The organism is Gammaproteobacteria bacterium (assembly GCA_029884425.1).
Classification (GTDB): Bacteria; Pseudomonadota; Gammaproteobacteria; order S012-40; family S012-40; genus JAOUHV01.
This window is the reverse complement of record JAOUHV010000055.1, coordinates 1-17,707: the sequence shown is the minus strand read 5'-3', so window position 1 is coordinate 17,707 and position 17,707 is coordinate 1. Positions and strand designations below refer to the sequence as shown.

General features: G+C 47.9%; 14 protein-coding genes. 11 read left to right on the top strand and 3 right to left on the bottom strand.

Going from position 1 to position 17,707, the window contains the following annotated elements; all coding sequences use genetic code 11:
• Positions 1-113 precede the first annotated feature (113 nt).
• From OEW58_12305 to OEW58_12295, 3 genes are all read right to left on the bottom strand, one after another.
• A complete protein-coding gene (locus OEW58_12305; protein MDH5302134.1) occupies positions 114-503 on the bottom strand; it encodes a DUF1016 N-terminal domain-containing protein in 390 nt (129 codons plus the stop codon).
• Positions 504-760: 257 nt separating this feature from the next.
• Positions 761-988: a hypothetical protein gene (locus tag OEW58_12300; protein ID MDH5302133.1), complete on the bottom strand. Its 228-nt coding sequence runs from the start codon at positions 986-988 to the stop codon at positions 761-763.
• 261 nt (positions 989-1,249) lie between these two features.
• On the bottom strand, positions 1,250-2,248 hold the full coding sequence (locus OEW58_12295) for a hypothetical protein (GenBank protein ID MDH5302132.1): 999 nt from the start codon (positions 2,246-2,248) through the stop codon (positions 1,250-1,252).
• A 712-nt stretch (positions 2,249-2,960) separates the two neighbouring features.
• Between OEW58_12295 and OEW58_12290 the strand changes: the two genes are divergently transcribed.
• The 11 genes from OEW58_12290 (at position 2,961) to OEW58_12240 (ending at position 17,303) form a co-directional block, all read left to right on the top strand.
• Entirely contained in the window at positions 2,961-3,404 is a 444-nt protein-coding gene (locus tag OEW58_12290) for a hypothetical protein (GenBank protein MDH5302131.1), read from the top strand.
• A gap of 133 nt (positions 3,405-3,537) precedes the next feature.
• The gene (locus OEW58_12285; GenBank protein MDH5302130.1) at positions 3,538-6,015 is read left to right on the top strand and encodes a PEGA domain-containing protein; all 2,478 of its coding nucleotides are present in this window, start codon (positions 3,538-3,540) and stop codon (positions 6,013-6,015) included.
• A 17-nt stretch (positions 6,016-6,032) separates the two neighbouring features.
• The gene (locus OEW58_12280) at positions 6,033-7,361 is read left to right on the top strand and encodes a DPP IV N-terminal domain-containing protein (protein MDH5302129.1); all 1,329 of its coding nucleotides are present in this window, start codon (positions 6,033-6,035) and stop codon (positions 7,359-7,361) included.
• On the top strand, positions 7,358-8,836 hold the full coding sequence (locus OEW58_12275) for a hypothetical protein (GenBank protein MDH5302128.1): 1,479 nt from the start codon (positions 7,358-7,360) through the stop codon (positions 8,834-8,836). The genes OEW58_12280 and OEW58_12275 overlap by 4 nt, the downstream gene beginning before the upstream one ends.
• Before the next feature lie 29 nt (positions 8,837-8,865).
• Positions 8,866-10,455: an ABC transporter substrate-binding protein gene (locus OEW58_12270; GenBank protein ID MDH5302127.1), complete on the top strand. Its 1,590-nt coding sequence runs from the start codon at positions 8,866-8,868 to the stop codon at positions 10,453-10,455.
• Positions 10,456-10,495: 40 nt separating this feature from the next.
• Positions 10,496-11,479 (top strand): ABC transporter permease, encoded by a 984-nt coding sequence (locus OEW58_12265; protein MDH5302126.1) that lies wholly within the window; start codon positions 10,496-10,498, stop codon positions 11,477-11,479.
• A 3-nt stretch (positions 11,480-11,482) separates the two neighbouring features.
• Entirely contained in the window at positions 11,483-12,373 is an 891-nt protein-coding gene (locus OEW58_12260) for an ABC transporter permease (GenBank protein ID MDH5302125.1), read from the top strand.
• Positions 12,370-13,485, top strand: a complete 1,116-nt coding sequence (locus OEW58_12255; GenBank protein MDH5302124.1) for an ABC transporter ATP-binding protein — start codon at positions 12,370-12,372, stop codon at positions 13,483-13,485. Before OEW58_12260 ends, OEW58_12255 begins: the two co-directional genes overlap by 4 nt.
• On the top strand, positions 13,482-14,477 hold the full coding sequence (locus OEW58_12250) for an ABC transporter ATP-binding protein (protein MDH5302123.1): 996 nt from the start codon (positions 13,482-13,484) through the stop codon (positions 14,475-14,477). The genes OEW58_12255 and OEW58_12250 overlap by 4 nt, the downstream gene beginning before the upstream one ends.
• A 138-nt stretch (positions 14,478-14,615) precedes the next feature.
• Positions 14,616-15,782, top strand: a complete 1,167-nt coding sequence (locus OEW58_12245) for a beta-lactamase family protein (GenBank protein ID MDH5302122.1) — start codon at positions 14,616-14,618, stop codon at positions 15,780-15,782.
• A gap of 591 nt (positions 15,783-16,373) precedes the next feature.
• Positions 16,374-17,303, top strand: a complete 930-nt coding sequence (locus OEW58_12240; protein MDH5302121.1) for a hypothetical protein — start codon at positions 16,374-16,376, stop codon at positions 17,301-17,303.
• The last annotated feature ends 404 nt before the right edge of the window (positions 17,304-17,707 follow it).

Sequence of the window (17,707 nt, the reverse complement as noted above, 5' to 3'; positions counted from 1 at the left end):
ACCAGGGCAGCGGCATCATGCTTAAATTCTGTCGTAAAGGTTCGACGCTGTTTTTTCATGGAACACCTCGTTCAGGGTGGCAATTTTACCACCTAAAATGGTGTCCGGTTTTATTAGACCACTACAGCTTCACCTTCCTCTTGTTCATTCTTGGCAAGCCAGCGTAGATAAAGTTCCATCTGGCCTTTGTGCTCCGCTTTTAAATGACCCGTTTTCAGCTCTATGGCAACCAAACGCTCAAAGAGTTGAGATTCGATACGATCCTGCAACTGACGGGTTGACCAACGTTCCAGGCGACACATTTCCACGTAATATTCGCGCCTCAGGGGATCATCCAGCGCAATAATCTGCCGCAGGTGCGTCCAACTCAATTGTGCACTCAGTGCGTGCACAATTTGCTCGTCAGGAAAATATTGCGCAAATTGCAGACAATAGTGGAGCTGCCGCTTGCTCCATCCTCTGCCATACATTTCAGTCAGGCGTGCCGACAGGGAGGTGACCACCTGTTTGCCATAATCTGCACGTTCACCCTGCAGGATTTCATGATCCAGCCGTTGGCCTATCCCCCATCAATTCCCTATTTACCGCGGCGGCTGCACGCTGTTTCGCAGCGTCAATAAGCTGCCTTACTTCGCTAAAAAGCAACTGACTGGCATCAGCCATTAGTGATCTCCTTTTTCAAGCCAAAGTCCCTGTTGTTGGTGACGCTAACATCGTTGAATTCACCCCGAACACCCAGCGATCCCGCGCTCCCGTAGCGCTACTCATCCCCACCTCCCCCCAGCAGCCAACTGACGCCGATCACCGCCAGCACCACGCCAAGCAGGCTGGGGCATGATTTTGGTTGGCTGAGTTTGCCGGACGCGGGAGGCGCCAGCGTGATGGCGCCGATGATGAAGGCAATGACGGTCAGTACAGTGCTGCCGGTGGCATGGGCAATCCAGCCGCACAGCCAGAGCAGCAGTATGAATTTGATGAGGCTCCACATATTGTTCCCCCCGCTGGAAATAACCCGTTATGACTGCGCGACGACTGTTTGACTGGCGCTCGCGATGTATGGACAGAGTGCTGGCACGATCCAACCTCCTGTCAGTGGCAGCCGGCCCTCACGATCCGCAAACGTCCTTGTTTGGGCAAGGGGGAGCTTCGACTATACCAAAGGTGGGGAAATAACAAAACGCGGGGAAGATGACGCCAAACGGGACAGATGGGAGATGGTAATCACCACCTCCCGCGCGCCGGTTCGTCTTTAGGATGGCATTACGGAGTTGGTGGCAGAGCTGGCAACATGCGCCGATAAACGCTGCGATGCCTCATCGCGAATTTCTGCCAACGCATCAATGGCGCGTGCAGTGTGATCCACGCCTGCAACAATAAACCGGCCAGTGCTGGCCACGCCATCGGCGTCATAAAATGCACCCTTGCCTGATGCGAGCAATTTTTGCCCTGTAAAACGCTGTCCCTTGATAAACAGTTGTTCGAGAAATTGTGCCTGGGCTTCGCGATTGAACTGTGTCCAGTGTTCCTTGCCACGCAGCACTTCTTTTTCCCAGTTGTAGGCGTCTTCGATAAACCATTGAGCACCGATGGCGTCGCTGGCATATCTCGCGCCGCAATGCTGGTATTGCCAAACGTGAGTGCACTCATGCACCAGCAATGCTGGCTCGTGGCTGACATCGCGGTTTTTCAGATAAATGGTATTTCCCAGCGCAAATGGCCGAGGATTTAATCCAAACAAGCCCGCCTTGCCCTGCACCAGACGAATGCTGTAGTACGCCAGTGACGAGTGAAACACACGGCGCAGTAATTTGATTTCGTCGTCAGTCAGTTTGCGCTCTCTGTTTTCGAACAAGGTCGCCGATTGCAGCAGGGCAAGCAGCTTGCCGCCAATAATGATGAACGCACCGGCAATCGATGAAACAACATCAATCCAGCCGCGCAAGATCAGCGCCCGATCTATACCAACAATGCCGCCAATGTTTTTGATCACGCCGGAAATTGCGCCACCAACAATTCCCAATGCCCCTTTGACAACGGCAGCGATCACGTCACAACTGTCGGACACCAAACCCGCCAGCCAATTCAGCACCGGACCAACCACCGAAACGCGCGCGAACCATGAATCCGCCTTGTCTTCAACAACATTGCCCAGCGTTTCAAAAATGTCTGACACCACCTCAGCAACAGCATTGATACCTTGTTCGACCGAATCACCCATTGCATTTGCTGCGTCACTCAATCGACTCATAAACCGCACCTTACCCATCATTCAAGTATCACCATCCCGTAAACAGCGGGAGCGTATGATGTCACTGCTGTCTTACTCACGCAATCCTGCCCATTCGGGCTATGCCAAACCAAAGATTGACACCCAACAGAATAAAACTCGGCACTTGTGTCGTTCATCACAAACACGTATCACGCCTCGCCAGCAAGATTGATGGCGAAAAACTACCAGTATTCGGGTTTTAGCCACCAAGCGACATTTGCTTTACCAAATTGACCACTGTTTATTATTTAAACAGTACATAGTCGCCGGCAAGCGATGCAAAATCTTGACTGACAATTTCAAGGTAAAAACGACACATCCCCCTAACCGCCCCCCCAATCTCATCCCAATTTGGTGCCCACTACTGCGCAAAACCGCAGCTAGACTTGAAAACATCCATCGCTGGAATGTGATCGTGTTCCCGATGCATCAGGACTCGGATCAAATTATGGCTATGTTGCTGAAAATTAGTGCCCTTCTTGGCTAAAGGTCACAACCATCATGACGCTAACCAGTGAGGTTTTTGCCATACTCAGAGTGCGGCCGTCTTTATTGATCGGTGACGACGAACCAGGTAGTGAGCAGAAAAAATTAAAAATTGCGGGGAACAAAAACGGGCACAGACAGTGCTAACCAATTCCGTTACCAATTTCCAACCTTTCGATCTATAGGCAACACAAGCGAGGCGACTATGAATGGCATTTTCAAAACGGGGATAGTTCTTTCAGTAATTCTGATGACAGGCTGTTCGGCCAAAATTGGCGGTGTGGTGAAGCTGGTTGATGCTGATTCCATGCCCATTACCAGCGAAGCACCTGACAACATTGTGGTGAATATGATCAACACCACCGCCCCTTTGGAGCAGGCGTCGCACTCGGTGAAAACGAATGAAAAAGGCGAGTTTATCTCTGAAAAGGACAAAGTCCTGCCAGGCATTTACAAAGTAGAAACACAGCGCATTGGCTACAGCACCACCACCCAGACTATCGAGGTGGGTAAATTTGGTACCACGAAAGTCGAGCTTTTCCTGCGCAAAATCAAAACCAGTCAAAGCAAGACCATTCAAAGCAATAAATCTGACTCGGACAAAATCGTCAACCCAGGCGAAGTCAACATTCAGCCTCCAAGCATGTAACGAATTGACCATCAGATCGGTATAGTTCTATTAGGGAGCAACCTCTATGCACGCCTCGTTTATTAAACTCGTTTTGTCGGCTCTATTGGTGATACTTCTACAGGCCTGCTCGTCCGGGCCTGAAGAAGTTGTCGTGCACGTTAACACTCAAGTCAACGGTGTGAATGCCGCAGACGCCAAAGTCATCATTGATGGTAAGGAAATGGGTGTGACAGATGCCACGGGTAGCTACACAACCAAGTTGATGATCAATCGTATGACCACGGTTGAAGTCAAAGTAGAAAAAGAAATGCCTGGGCACACATCAGCACCCTGGCAAAGCAGCGCAGTATTCGGTGAAGACGCTCCGAATGAAATGCGGTTTGCCGCCAGCATCAAGGCCGTACCTTTCTTTACCATCAAAGTTACTGATGGTGACGCCTTGATTAAAGATGCGGACGTCATTTTGGGCAACGATACCATTGGCAAATCGGATGAATCTGGCTCACTGAAACACGATTTGGCCTCATCAGATAAACAGACACTTGAGTTAAAAGTCAGTAAATTTGGCCATGCTCCATGGCAACAAAAGGTCGAAGTTTCTCCTGGTGATGAAATTACCGCTGACATCCCAATGCTGCTGTCAATGCGGGTCACTGCACTGAGCGAAGCCTACGGTGACACCATTAATTTGTCCGGTTTGAAAGTATTGCTGGATGGTAAAGCGATTGGCACCACTGACAAAAAAGGTGAAGTCCGCCTGAACCGCAAGGGAACCAAAGGCCAAAAAGGTACACTGGAAATACTGGCACCGGGCTACTTGCCAGCAAAATTCAGCCAGAAAGTCGACCTGGAAGGCTCTGTTCAGGTTAGCCGCTATTTCTATTCCAAGTCATCCGAACCAGTTCGAGTCGCATTTTTCAGATTTGCGAGCAATACCGCTGGTGAAGACATCGGTGACATTCCTGCAAAATTCCAAACCGCCTTTGAAAGCCAGATTAAATCCAGAGCGGGATTTACCATCGTCGACAATGACAAGATGATGACAGTTTTCAAAAAATCCAAACTTTCACCAGATAAAGTGAAAGAAAAAGGCTGGGCAAAAACTGAGTTACGCAAACTGGTTGATGTCTTGGTTTTTGGTAGCGTCAGCAAGGATATGAAAGGCAATTTCACCACCGAGGTTAACTTCTACTCTGCGGATGGTGGTGTATTGTTTAGCCAAATTGCAACTGCATCCAACAGCGGCAAAATCGACCGCGCTGCCAAAGAAATTGGCGTAACACTGGAACAAAGCTACCCATTCTCCGGCATGTTGGTCGCCAAAGACGACAAAGATTACATGATCAACATGGGTAACGATAACTTCTATGTTAACCGTGGCGATCAGTTTACTGCCATGATTCCTTCCTTTGATAACAAAGGAAAAATAAAATCTTTCAAAGAAGTTGGGACTCTGAAAGTCGTAAGCGCTAAAAACAAGGAATCCACCACATCTCTTGAGCAATTAGATCAAGGCGCAACCCTGGAGGCAGGTGCCAAAGTCGTTCGTAAGAACTCATTGAGTAGCGAAGGACAACAATTTGCGACAGTTTTGATCAAGAGCGAAACACGTGGTGAAATTAAACCAGTTGGCGGGGTAAACGTTTATCTGGATGGAAAATGGATTGGTACTACCAACGAGTCAGGTAAAACAAAGATTTCACTGATTCTGAAAAAGAAATATGCCCTTTCACTGTACAAGCATGGGTTTTCACAAACCAACGTTGCTCTGGAAGTTAAAACCAGCGGTGAGTTGAAAGAATTCACCCTGGACTCCTACAACGCATTGCTGAAGGTAGACAGCACACCCTCTGGAGCAGCAGTGTTTGTGGATGAAGTTAACGTGGGCACCACGCCGATGCTGGATGAGGTTCCTGTATCCAGCGGTTTCCACACCATTCGCATATCTGCGGGCGGCAATTACCGTGACTGGGAAGAGGTGTTTGAGTTTTCCACTGATGAAGTTAATTGGACGGGTGAAAACGTCATCAAGCTCTATCCTGATTTTCTGAAACAGGGACAGCAGGCATTGACAAGAAATGATGTCGATGGCGCCATCAACCTGTTCAGCCAAGCCCCCAAGGATCATCCAGATTACGCGGATATCCATTTGACATTGGGTAATGTTTATCTGGACACCAAAAACGACCCAACCAATGCGGTTGCAGAGTTCGAAAAAGTCTTGGCCATTCCAGAAATTCGTGAGCTGGTGTTTAAACAATATGCAGTTGCCTACACCAACATTGGCCACGCATACCATGTCAAAGCCGATAGCGTGTTGCATACCGACAAAAAAGAGGCTGCAACCAACTTGAGCAAAGCAATTCAAATCCTGGATAAAGCCAGAGAAAATGCCCGCTTCTTCCCCAGCGAGCATTACGATGAGGCCATCCACGATACGTACTACTACATTGCCTTGTCTTATCACAAACTCTATCAGCTGACGAACAATGCAGCCCTGCTGAACAAAACAGAGCTGGCCTGGCGTGACTACATGGACTTTTTCCCTGAATCACTTCAGAACAAACAGCAATATGTAGTTAGTCGTCAGTCCGCAGAGCGGTTCATGGAGCAATTGAAAGCGCAATAAGCTGAAGGACCTCATGAATGCGTAACTTGACGTACTTAACGTTGATGACATTAGCCGTGCAAGGCTGTGGTGTGGTTCCAGTTAACCACACTACAGCAGATACGGCAGAGACTCCTGCGTTGCCGAGTGCAACGCAGGCTCCTCAATCATCACGACAATCGATAGACACTGTTGCAGCCAATGTACAAGCACCAGAGAATACTTCAGCACCGTCAGTTCCTAGCTGGGAAGTAGATGGTGAGCCCATCATTGCTGAAACTATCATGATTAATGACGAAGCAATCGATTTCAACCACTCCAATCCCACCTGGAGTCCCAATGGAGAGTTGCTTGCCATTGAACGTCACGACGAGAAAAACCGTGAAATCCAGATTTTGAGCAAAGACGGAAATCCGGTGAAGACCGTCAAGTTTGAGAATGAATCAGCAGATGAAAGCGATGTGGATTTGAGTCTGTTGCTACCAGGATTTGTGGACAAAATACGCTATAGCGCCAGCATCTCATGGGCTCCGGATAGCAATAATTTTGTCTACATGAGCAATGGTGAAGACAGCAACTACGACATATATGCCAGCAGCATGAGTCAAACCGAATCCAAGCGCATCACCGATGATCCTGAAAAGGACGGTCATGCGGTTTGGTCGCCAAAAGGCAACGAAATTGCGTTCATCTCAGGTCGACAAGGCAGTGCCGGCATCTATCTACACGATATAACCAGCCAACAGGTTTCATCCTTAACCACAGGAACAGACTCCTATCTGTACCCGGAATGGTCGCCAAATGGAACCGCATTGGCGGTCATCTACGGCACAAACGAAAATCATGACATTTACATTGTCTCCACCATTCCTGGGGCCGATGGCAGCATTACCTCTACTCACTTGGTCACCTGGGGATATGATGATTTGCGTCCGGTATGGTCACCTGACGGTTCAAAAATCGCTTTTTATTCCAACTACAATCAGGAAGGCGATACCAAAAAATGGGCGCTGATGGTTATTGATGCCAAAGCCGGCCCCTATAGTGATGAAAGCCAGCTTTCATCCTACGTGATTGCTGAAAATGTCATTCCCGACTTGAACCGCGGACCTGCATGGATGCCTGACAGTCAGCATCTTGTCTACGTTCGTAACGATAAGGATGAGTTTAATCCCATCGAAGTGGTAAACATCAGAAGCAAAACAGTCTCTCGACTGCAAACCAATACCAAAATGAACTCAGACATCAACATTAGCAGCAAACAAGTAATTGCATTTCGAGCACAGGTAGATCAATGGGATCAAATATTCATCAGCACCATTCCGGAAAAAGGTGATACCAACCCTTCACCAGAGGAACAACTATGAAATTATTACCAATTGCCTTGGTTGTCGCATCCGTCGCTGGGTGGCCACTTCAAGCCAGCGCGGAAGACGCATTAAAATCCGCCATGCAAAGCTACGAAAAAAAGCTCTACAGCGATGCTTCAGTCACTCTGCTGCCACTTATCAATAAAGAAACAGCAGACAGACAGTCCACCGCTGCCCTCACCTTGGGCATGAGTTTGAAAAAACTTTACTTGCTGTACAGCGATTTCTACACGGAGGCACTGGCGACAGATCGCGAGTACCTCACGGAAATGAACAAAAAGACCAACGGCAAGAAAGCAAGCTCCATGGCCGAGCTATACCTGGCCGAACTGGACTTACTGGAAGGAAAATTCGACAAAGCCAAATCATCGCTGGAATCATTCAACAAACAGAAAAAGATTCCGACGATAGATCAGGAAATGAGTGCTGTCTTTCTTGGCTATGCACTGCATAAAAGTAAAAATGCCGATGGCGGTAACAAAGTCTGGAAAAATGCCAAAATTACATCGGTAGAGGCTGAATCCACCCTGGCCGTTTTTAAACATCGCCTTGGCCTGCTGAAGACAGTAGACACAACAAAGTTCGCTGCTGCACTGCAAAAGAACAGCAGCGATGCCAAGCATCAGGGAAGACTCGTATCCAATCTTATTTACCTGTATTTGGTCCAGGGTAAAACAAATGAAGCAATTCAGTTGGCATTGTCTGAGAAAGTAACCTCTCCAGCAGGGACTGACTCAAGCAACCCAGAGCGCACCATCACATTTTACTCACCAGATTTGATTGGCAACATTGCAGAGGTATTCAAAGTTGCCAGCATTCACTATCTCGGTATGGCAGCCAATAATGGAAAATATGCAACGATTGCTGCCTTCCATTTGACTGACATTGGAATTATGAGTCGCGACCAAAAACTGGCAAAAACCTGGTCAGCCAAGGTCAATTCGGCCAACCTGCCACCCGCGTTAAAAGGTGTATGGGCAGTTAAGATAGCCGCATTGAAGGTCAGTGAAGGAAAACAAAAGGAAGTGCTTGCCTCTTGGAAAGAGAGCATGAACTCTATTTCTGATCCCTTGTTGGGTGCAGAAATAGTATCAACCTGCATGGCCGTTTCCGACAATTGCAAGAGCATCATAGACGATATGGACGTCACCAAGCTGGCCCTGACCAGAGCCTATTCGCCTTTGTATGCAGCCATAGGCAGACTCCACCTGAGCAATAATGACTTGGGCGTTGCCGTCGCACTGCTTGAATTGGCGCGGGATAAAAGCAATAAAAACAAGATTGGTCAAAACGACCCGATCTTGTTAGCAGATTTGGCAGAAGTAAATAGAAAAAGTAAGGCTTACTGGGAGCATTTGGAAATATATTTTGAAATGAGTCAGCAGTTTCCCGCTGTACGCCAGATACAGGAAGCTGTGCAAAGCATCTACTCTATCCAGCAGAAAAGCGCTGGTGACGTTAAAATCTTTTAATTTGAATTTGGTGTAACGGAGAAAATTACATGAAACTCACAACGTTAAATCCAATTGTTTTATTGCTAACCGCGGCACTGGCTTCTGCCCCTGCCCTGGCTGGCAAGGACAATACCCTAAGCTATGGCGAATACGGACGAGCAGCAACGTTGGATCCGATCACCAGTAATGACATGGTATCGATGCGCATATCCGAGCTACTGTTCAACGGCCTGGTTGGTATCAACGAAAAACAGGAAATCGTGCCTGAGTTGGCCGAAAAATGGGACTCTGATGCCGAAGGTAAACAGTATACATTTTTCCTGAGAAAAGATGTTTATTGGCATCCCAAGACGGGTGAAGAACAGCAGCTCATGACTGCAGATGACATAGTATTCACCTACAAAATCATGATGCATCCGAAAACATTAACTCCGCTGAAAGTACGTTATGAATTTATCGACAATGTCGAAAAAGTGGACGATTTCACGGTTAAGTTTATCCTGAAGCGCCCCATCCTGAACGCTCTGGGTAAATTCACCTTTAAAATCATTCCTCGCCACGGCCCAGCCAATCCTGTATTCCTGAGCCGCGAAGATAGTTTTGCCCAAAACCCGATCGGTACCGGCCCCTATATGCTGGAAAAAGTAGGTAACGACAAAGAAGTAGTGATGGTCGCCAATCCAAAATACTTCCGTGGCGCACCAAAAATTTCCCGGTTCGTAGCCAAGCCTTTTGCTGACCAGAACATCATGAACCAGGCACTCACCTTCAACGCAATCGACATGGTGGTTTTGGTCAACCCACGCCACATTCCCGAATTGCAAGGTGACAAACGGTTTGTATTGCAGCCTTATAATGCACTGTCGTATTCATTCTTTGGCTACAACATGCGCAACCCATTGCTGGCTGACAAGCGCGTCCGTCAAGCCTTCACTGTTGCCATTAACCGCGAAGAAATGCTGAAGTCATTCTTCAACAACCAGGGTACCGTTATTTCTGGTCCGTTTGCTCCAGGCAGCTGGGCATACAATCTGGATGTCAAACCACAAAAATACGATGTCAACAAAGCCAAAGAACTGTTGGCCGAAGCTGGCTTCGTTAAAGGCCCAAGTGGTTACCTGGAAAAAGATGGCAAACCGCTGGAGCTGACACTGCGCGTGCCAATTGCCAAGGAAAGTGAAGCTGTAAAACGCGTTGTATTGGCCTTCACCAATTATCTGAAGAAAGTCGATGTGGGTGTCAAAGTTGAATTCCTGGAATGGCAAGCATGGAAAGAAGCCGTATTCCTGAATCACGACTTCGACATCGTATTTGCTTCTTGGGTATTTGACGATTCCGCTGACATTTCATCACTGTTCCACTCTGCTGAAATTGGTGATTGGAAAAACAACTTTGGCGCGTTCAAAGATGACAAGGTCGACAGTCTGATTGTAGAAAGCAAGCTGACGATGGATCACGAAAAACGTCGCAGCATCTACCGCAAGCTGCACTCCATACTGGCGGACGAAGCACCCTACACCTATCTGTGGACTCTGACCAATTATGCGGCATACCACAAAGACGTACGTAAGGTTTCTATCCACCCGTACAAGTTCTTCTCGTATGCTGACCAGTGGTTCTTGTCCACTCAGCCATAAGCTGGGCTGTATAAATACGACCCTACGATAGGAAATAGCTGTGGATAATAGCAACGTTAAACTCAACGTGATGAAAGCGAGGACCACGAAAGTGGTTCTCGCTCTAAGCAAGGAACTCTCCATGACGCTTGCGCTGTTGTTCGGCGTCAGCGTTCTTGTGTATACCTTGTTGTATTTCTCGCCAGGGGATCCTTTTTCAAGTTTCTCATCTGGCGAAACCTTAGGCACTGATGCTGCGGAAAGTACTGGCGAAAAATCCGTCTGGGTAACGCACTATCTTCATTGGCTATCCAGCATCATCACTGGTGACTTTGGAACCTCCATACGCTCGGGTGAGCCTGTATTGCCCGCCGTATTGCAGGTAACACTTAACACACTCAACCTGATGTTTTTTGCCATACTGATCACTCTGGCGATTGCACTACCCATCGGAATTATCAATGCGCTGCGCAATGCTTCGGTTTTTTCATCGGCTTCAACATTGGTTGCCTACGTTATGTCATCGCTACCTGTCTTTTGGCTGGGTTATATTGCGGTGTACATTTCAACAAAATATTTTGAGTATTTTCCACTTTCTTCATCGTTTTCAGATTCCGGTGGCATTGATTGGCTGAAGTTTTTCTTCCCTGTCGTGGTTCTTGGGTTGGGTTCCGGTCTCATCAGTGAAATCATCCGCTTCGTGAGAATGGAAGTAGCCAGGGTGATGGATGAGGAATATATCCGCACTGCTCGCGCCAAAGGTGCATCGGTGTGGCTACATGCCTACAAGGAAGCCCTGGTATTGCCTGTCTCTGAAATTGTGGCCAGCAAAATCCCCTTCTTCCTGGGAGGTGCAATCATTGTTGAGCAAATTTTCAACTGGCAAGGTGTTGGCCGCATGGCTTGGCAAGCAGCTCAAGACCGGGATTTTCCAGTCATTCTTTGCATCACCCTGGTCGCAGCATTGATTGTCCGTGGTGGAAGCTTATTGCAACGCGTTATTTATATCCTCATCAATCCGCGTGCCTCACAGGAAAATAAATAAGTTATGAAAACTAAGTATCTGCATAAACCGTTGTCACAAACCAACGCGAAGAGCCGATCTTTTTTTAAAAAAGCGAGTACGCGTGATCTGTTGTATATCGGCTATGGCTCTCTGGTTGTGTTACTGGTGCTATTGTCATACCTGGCCGGAGCTTTCTCCTGGCTGCCGCATGACCCCGATGAAATGAATCTCGACTTGATGATGGCCGACCCCTTTGTTGCCGGTCATTTATTGGGCACAGATTTCATGGGACGTGACTTGTTTTCACGTCTGGTGTTGGGAATACAGGCCTATTTTATACCGGGACTGATGGCGATTGTTATCGCGCTGTCACTGGGCACATTCCTTGGCGTGCTGGCCGGTTATGAAGGTGGGAAAGTTGACCGTGCTGCAACCTACATCAACAACCTGCTGGATTCCATTCCTCGCATGGTTTTGATTCTTCTGGTGGTTGCCCTGTTCAAACCTGATGTGTACTACATCATGTTTGTGGTAGGCGTTACTGCAGCACCGGTCGTGGCACTGCAGATAAAAAACAAAATCATCTATTTGAAACAAAAAAACTTCATCGAGTCAGCCATTGCCATCGGTTTGCCAAAGCCAACCATTATCTTTAAACACATACTCTGGCATAACTGTCGTTCGATTCTGATCATTCAGGCCAGCTTGTGTATGGCTGAGGCCATTCTGATCGAAACCAGTCTGAGCTATCTTGGATTTGGTGTGCAGGAACCCATCCCCTCCTGGGGCAACATGGTGCAGGCAGGTGCAAACTACCTGATGCAAGGTCATCTATGGCCTTCCACCGCACCGGCACTGGCTATTTTGTTCACCATCCTCGGCTTCTATTTATTAGCTGATGGTTTAAATAAAGTGTTGGAGGAGAAGCAATGAGTTCCAACCCACATTTAATCATCAAGGATCTGCACACTTATTTCCATTCCCCATCGCGTCAGGGATTTGTTCACGCGTGCAATGGCGTTTCGCTGGACATCATGCGCGGTGAAACTCTGGGCATTGTTGGTGAAAGTGGCAGCGGTAAAAGTATTACCATGTTATCTTCCATGGGCTTGTTAAATGTTGGCCCTGGCGTGGTTTCCGGCTCGTGTGAATTCCATTCGCGCAATGGTGCCATCAGCTTGTTCCCGGATTTGAACTCCCATGTTCAGTTAACGCATGAAAACGGTCAAATTGTCCAGGTGAAAAAAGACCTGCAATCCTGGCAAAAAAAGACCAGACACATCATGCGCGACATCTGGAGCAAGGAAATCGCCATGATTTTCCAAAATCCCAGACAGGCGTTCAATCCGTTCCAAACGGTTGGTGATCAGATCAGGGAATCGATCATGTTGCACACTAACATCACCAACAAAAAAGAAGCCAAGGAAAAGGCATACTATTGGCTGGAAAAAGTGAAGATTGACTCGCCAAAATTGCGCTATGAAAACTATCCCTACGGTATGTCCGGCGGGATGTGTCAGCGCGCCATGGTGGCGATGGCCCTGGCCTCGCAGCCTTCGCTGTTGATCGCCGATGAACCCACTACCGGATTGGATGCAACCATTCAGTCCAAGATCGTCGATCTGTTGTTTGAACTCAAGGAATCACTGCAACTTACCCTGGTGATCATCAGTCACGACATCAGCGTCATTTCGCGCCTGTCTGACAAAATTGCTGTCATGTATGCCGGCAATGTTATTGAACACGGCAAGGCCGATGAAATCCTCGGTGAAAGCTTTTCCAAAAGACATCCCTACACCCGCTCGCTGTTGGGATCGGTCCCCAGCCGCAGCAATGTGACGCGTACTGGTCGCCTGCCGAGTATTCGCGGTGAGGTGCCAGATGCAGTTAACACCCCACAGGGCTGCCGTTTTTATGATCGCTGTGATGCAAAAACGCCTGCGGTTGAGGCACGCTGTTCACAGAAAAATCCAAATTTCAGCCAGGTAGCCGCCGAGCATCAATGCCGCTGCTGGCTGTACACACCGGAGGCAGAGCACGCATGAGTTCCCCGTTGTTAGAAGTCACTGAACTGAGAAAAAGCTTTAAGCAAAAAGCGTCGCTGCTGGGTGGTAGTGGTAGTAGCGCCATCCCTGCCATTGACGGCATTAGCTTTCACGTCAACGAAAATGAAACGCTGGGACTGGTGGGTGAATCCGGCTGTGGTAAGACCACCACGGGCAAAGCTTTGCTCAAACTGAACTCCGTCGACAGTGGCAAAATCATATACGATGGCCAGGACATCACCTCGCTATCAGAAAAAGCATTTCGCCCATACCGCAGCCAGATTCAAATGATATTTCAGGATCTGGACGCGGCGCTGAATCCTCGCATCCGCGTCATTGACGTATTGCGCGAAGCGGTAAAAATTCATCATCCGCAGTTGGACGATGCGCAGATTGATTCTCGCGTCAAAGAACTGATGGAAATGGTTAATTTGCAAAAAGGCAAATTGACCAGCTATCCCGGCGAATTGTCCGGTGGTGAGAAACGCCGCGTGGGTATCGCCCGTGTTCTGGCAGTTCAACCCAAATTTATCGTTGCCGACGAACCGACCAGTGCGCTGGACGTTTCGATCCAGGCCCAGGTTGTTAACCTGATGCTGGATCTGCAGCAAAAACTGGGCTTGTCGTATTTGTTCATTTCGCACGATTTGCACCTGGTGGAAATCGTTAGCCATCGCATTGCGGTTATGTACCTGGGACGCATTGTCGAGCTGGGCAGTTCGGAACAAGTGTCCAAATCGGCCAAGCATCCCTACACCCAGATTCTTTGGTCGTCATTGTCCGATGGCAGCCACAAGGAAGTGGAAAAATCTCAATCCGAAAACTGGGGTGTGTTCGATTTTTCACGCCCCAGCAGCGGCTGTCGATTTGCGCCACGCTGCCCGGTGTATCACGCCCGTGGCGAACCCGCCATTTGCCGCGATGCCAACCAGGAACCCAAACTGACGCAACAAGGCAATACCGGCCATTTTGTCGCCTGCCATTTCGCCTAAACCCTGCGATCAGCCCTAACCCACAAAGCCCGTTTCAAACCAGAAACGGGCTTTGTTTTTTCTTCGCCACGCTTTACGCTTTACCATTGATCACGTATCCCCCTATCATTGCTGGTCTTTGTCTATCAGGTTCACTGCATGATGAACGTATTTCCCTACGACTCCCCTGCCACGGCCAGCGATGTCGCCATGGATGAGCGACGACTAAACAAAGTCGCCGCGCAATTTTTACAGCAACAGCAGCAAGGACGTTTTCCCGGTGGTCAATTGGTGATTCGTCGCCATGGCAAATGCGTCATCAACCTCGCCTGCGGATCTGCGCGTGGCTGGCGGGGACGCGGCGGTGATGTGTTGCAAGTTGAGCAACACACGCCGTTCGCGGTGTTTTCCAGTGGCAAGCCCATGGCGGCAATAGTCATTGCACTGCTGGAAAATCGCGGCCTGCTCAAACTTGATGACCCGTTGTGTATCCACTTGCCTGAGCTGGCCAGTTTGGGCCGCGAACAAATCACCATTGCCGATGTGCTGACGCATCAGGCGGGCCTGATCATGCCGGACTTGATTCATGATTTCACCCTCAACGGCGATGCAGAACGGCTGTGGCAAAAGCTTGTTAGCACCCCGCCCTATTATCCGCGCGGCACGTTTGCCTACATGCCGATTGAATACGGTATTATCCTCGATCGCTTATGTCTCGTGCTCACGCAGCAAAGCATTGCCGAATTTGCAACCGACAACCTGTTCTCGCCATTGGGATTAAGGCAAATGCACTACGGCCTTGCCGAGCAACGACTGGAAGACATCGCCTGGAATTATTGGCTGGGCAAAAACAAATGCATGGTCGCCGACATGAACATTGCCGATGGCTTTGAAGTCAAAAATAATGACATGGCCGTTTTCAGCGCGAAAAATCCCGCGTTCGGCATGATCGCCGACGCCAGCAACCTCGCCGCGTTTTATGAATTTTTAGTGCAGCGCGGCCGAACTCATTCAGGCGAACAATTAATCGATGCCAGCTTGATTGATCGCTACACCCATCGGCAGATTTCCGGTTGGAACAAATCGGTGAAAACGTTTCTCAGCCTGGGGCATGGTTTTATGCTGGGCAGCACAACGCCGTCCCTGTTTGGTTGGTGGGGCAGCCAGGGTTGCTTTGGTCATCCGGGAATTTTTTCCTCGCTGGCCTATGCCGATCACCGCACTGGCGTGTCGGTGGCAATTGTCACCAACGGCAACAAAAGCATTGGTGATTTTTTCCTACGCTTTGCCAGTCTGGCGCAAAACATTAAAAAATCCTGTCGCTAATCGGCTAACAACATTATTCCGCTCAAAAAAAAACCAGGACCACTTCAACTCGTAACTCCGATTAGAACCGTTTCGTGAAAATGAGATTAGCATAGCGTAGTCGCACGGACGAAATAGGTTTGCAGCGGTTTTAAGTCCACTCGCCTCCAGCACCGTCCTAAAATATTTCTAAAAAACCTTTTTTTGTAAAGACACAGCAATCAGGCGTCGATAAATCGTATGTCAGGTGGCAAGGCGAATGTTAGCGCCGATCTATGGCCTTACTGACAGCGTTTAACCCGGCAAGGATGCGATCAGGATAGTGATACCCAAATACTACTTACGCAAGGAACAATTCATATGGAAAATCAGTATCTTCTGTTATCTCCGCATTGTTGCTTCCTTTTATCATCACCGCCTGTATTCCAGGCAGCGAGTAGCCCGGATGAAGTGAAACGCAATCCGGGAATATTACCTCCGCACATCCCGGATTCCACGTTGTTGTTTAAACCGGGCTACTTGCTGGTTGCAGGGACATATGGATAAACATGTTGATCCTTCGACATTCAAGTAATTCTCGCTACCATAGGTAATTAGGAGACATATTTTTCAATGAAGACGATGCGAATAGTTATATTTTCTTTTGTTCTTTTATTCGGATCCTCTAATTCTTATGCCGATATTTTTACATCCGCAAAGAAACATGCGGTCACCGAAAAGGGACATTTAGTTATAAAAGATAATGCCAATGAAAATATTGGGATTTCTCATGGAGCCCAGGTTCTCCTGGGCAGCAAAGCCATATATGTGGAGAACGACTATCCTTCTGTATGGATCGCGGGAACATTTTCTGTTTCAGATTCATTACTCATAGTAATAGCTGTATCTGATGGGGGAAATTCGTGTCCAGCGATGTATAAAATAATCGATGTGGCATTAGATGATAATGTTACAATATCAGAAGAGTTTGGGACTTGTAGCGACTTAATCAAAGCGTCTGTTTCAGGAAATAAGATAACATTCAATGTTCCAGAGATACATAAAGGCGGAGGTGAAAAAATTTGGACTTACAGTGATGGGGGATTAAATAAACCGCCCGTTGCCACAAAGCCGATAGAGCAGAAAAAACCATACTATAACAAAGAGGCTATCGAAGCAGTATCAGGAAAAATAACCTGGGATGTAAAAGAGTTACCTACTGGGAAGAGGAAGGTTACCGTTTCAGACAAGAAAGGTAAAGTTATTTTTAGTGAAGATAAATACAAAACTGGGTATGTAACCTATTCCTATCCTGAAACAGGCGGGGTTCGTTTTTTTGTATTGAAACTTCTTAATGGTGAAGACGGGTGCCATCAAAAATTTCGCGTATTTGAGTTTGATGTTAGTGGCGTAAAGGATATTTCGCCAGAACTTGGAATATGTGGTGCGTATACGTCAACATACTTTAAAGACGGTGGAATAGTGTTCGTAATGAAAAAGACATCTAAAACACCGACGCAGAGCTGGATTTACAAGAATAGTAGTTTCATCCAGCTTTATTAGTTCTTGTTTTGATGAAGTTGAAGAAGAAAATATATTCTTGGCTAACATTGAATGTCGAGCCCCATGAGGTCAACTCTTATCAACGAAGACAGGTGACATGAATGCCCTAAGTCCCTGCCAACTAAGGACGGCTCCGTCACAAAACATCTGTCACGAGTAAATTCACAACTCGTAACTCCGATTAAAACTGCTTCTTGTAGGTGCGATTAGCGTAGCGTAATCGCACGAGCAAAGCGGGTTCGCAACTTGGAATCAGGGGCCGGCCATCTTCGCCAATGAGGGTGTTCAAAATTCTGTGTCAGATATCAATCAAAGCGCCAATTGACCATCCAATCGTCCCTCAAAATGAATCGCCAGCTGCGATAGCGTGAGATTCCAGTTTTGCACGGGATGAGTCCAGCGCT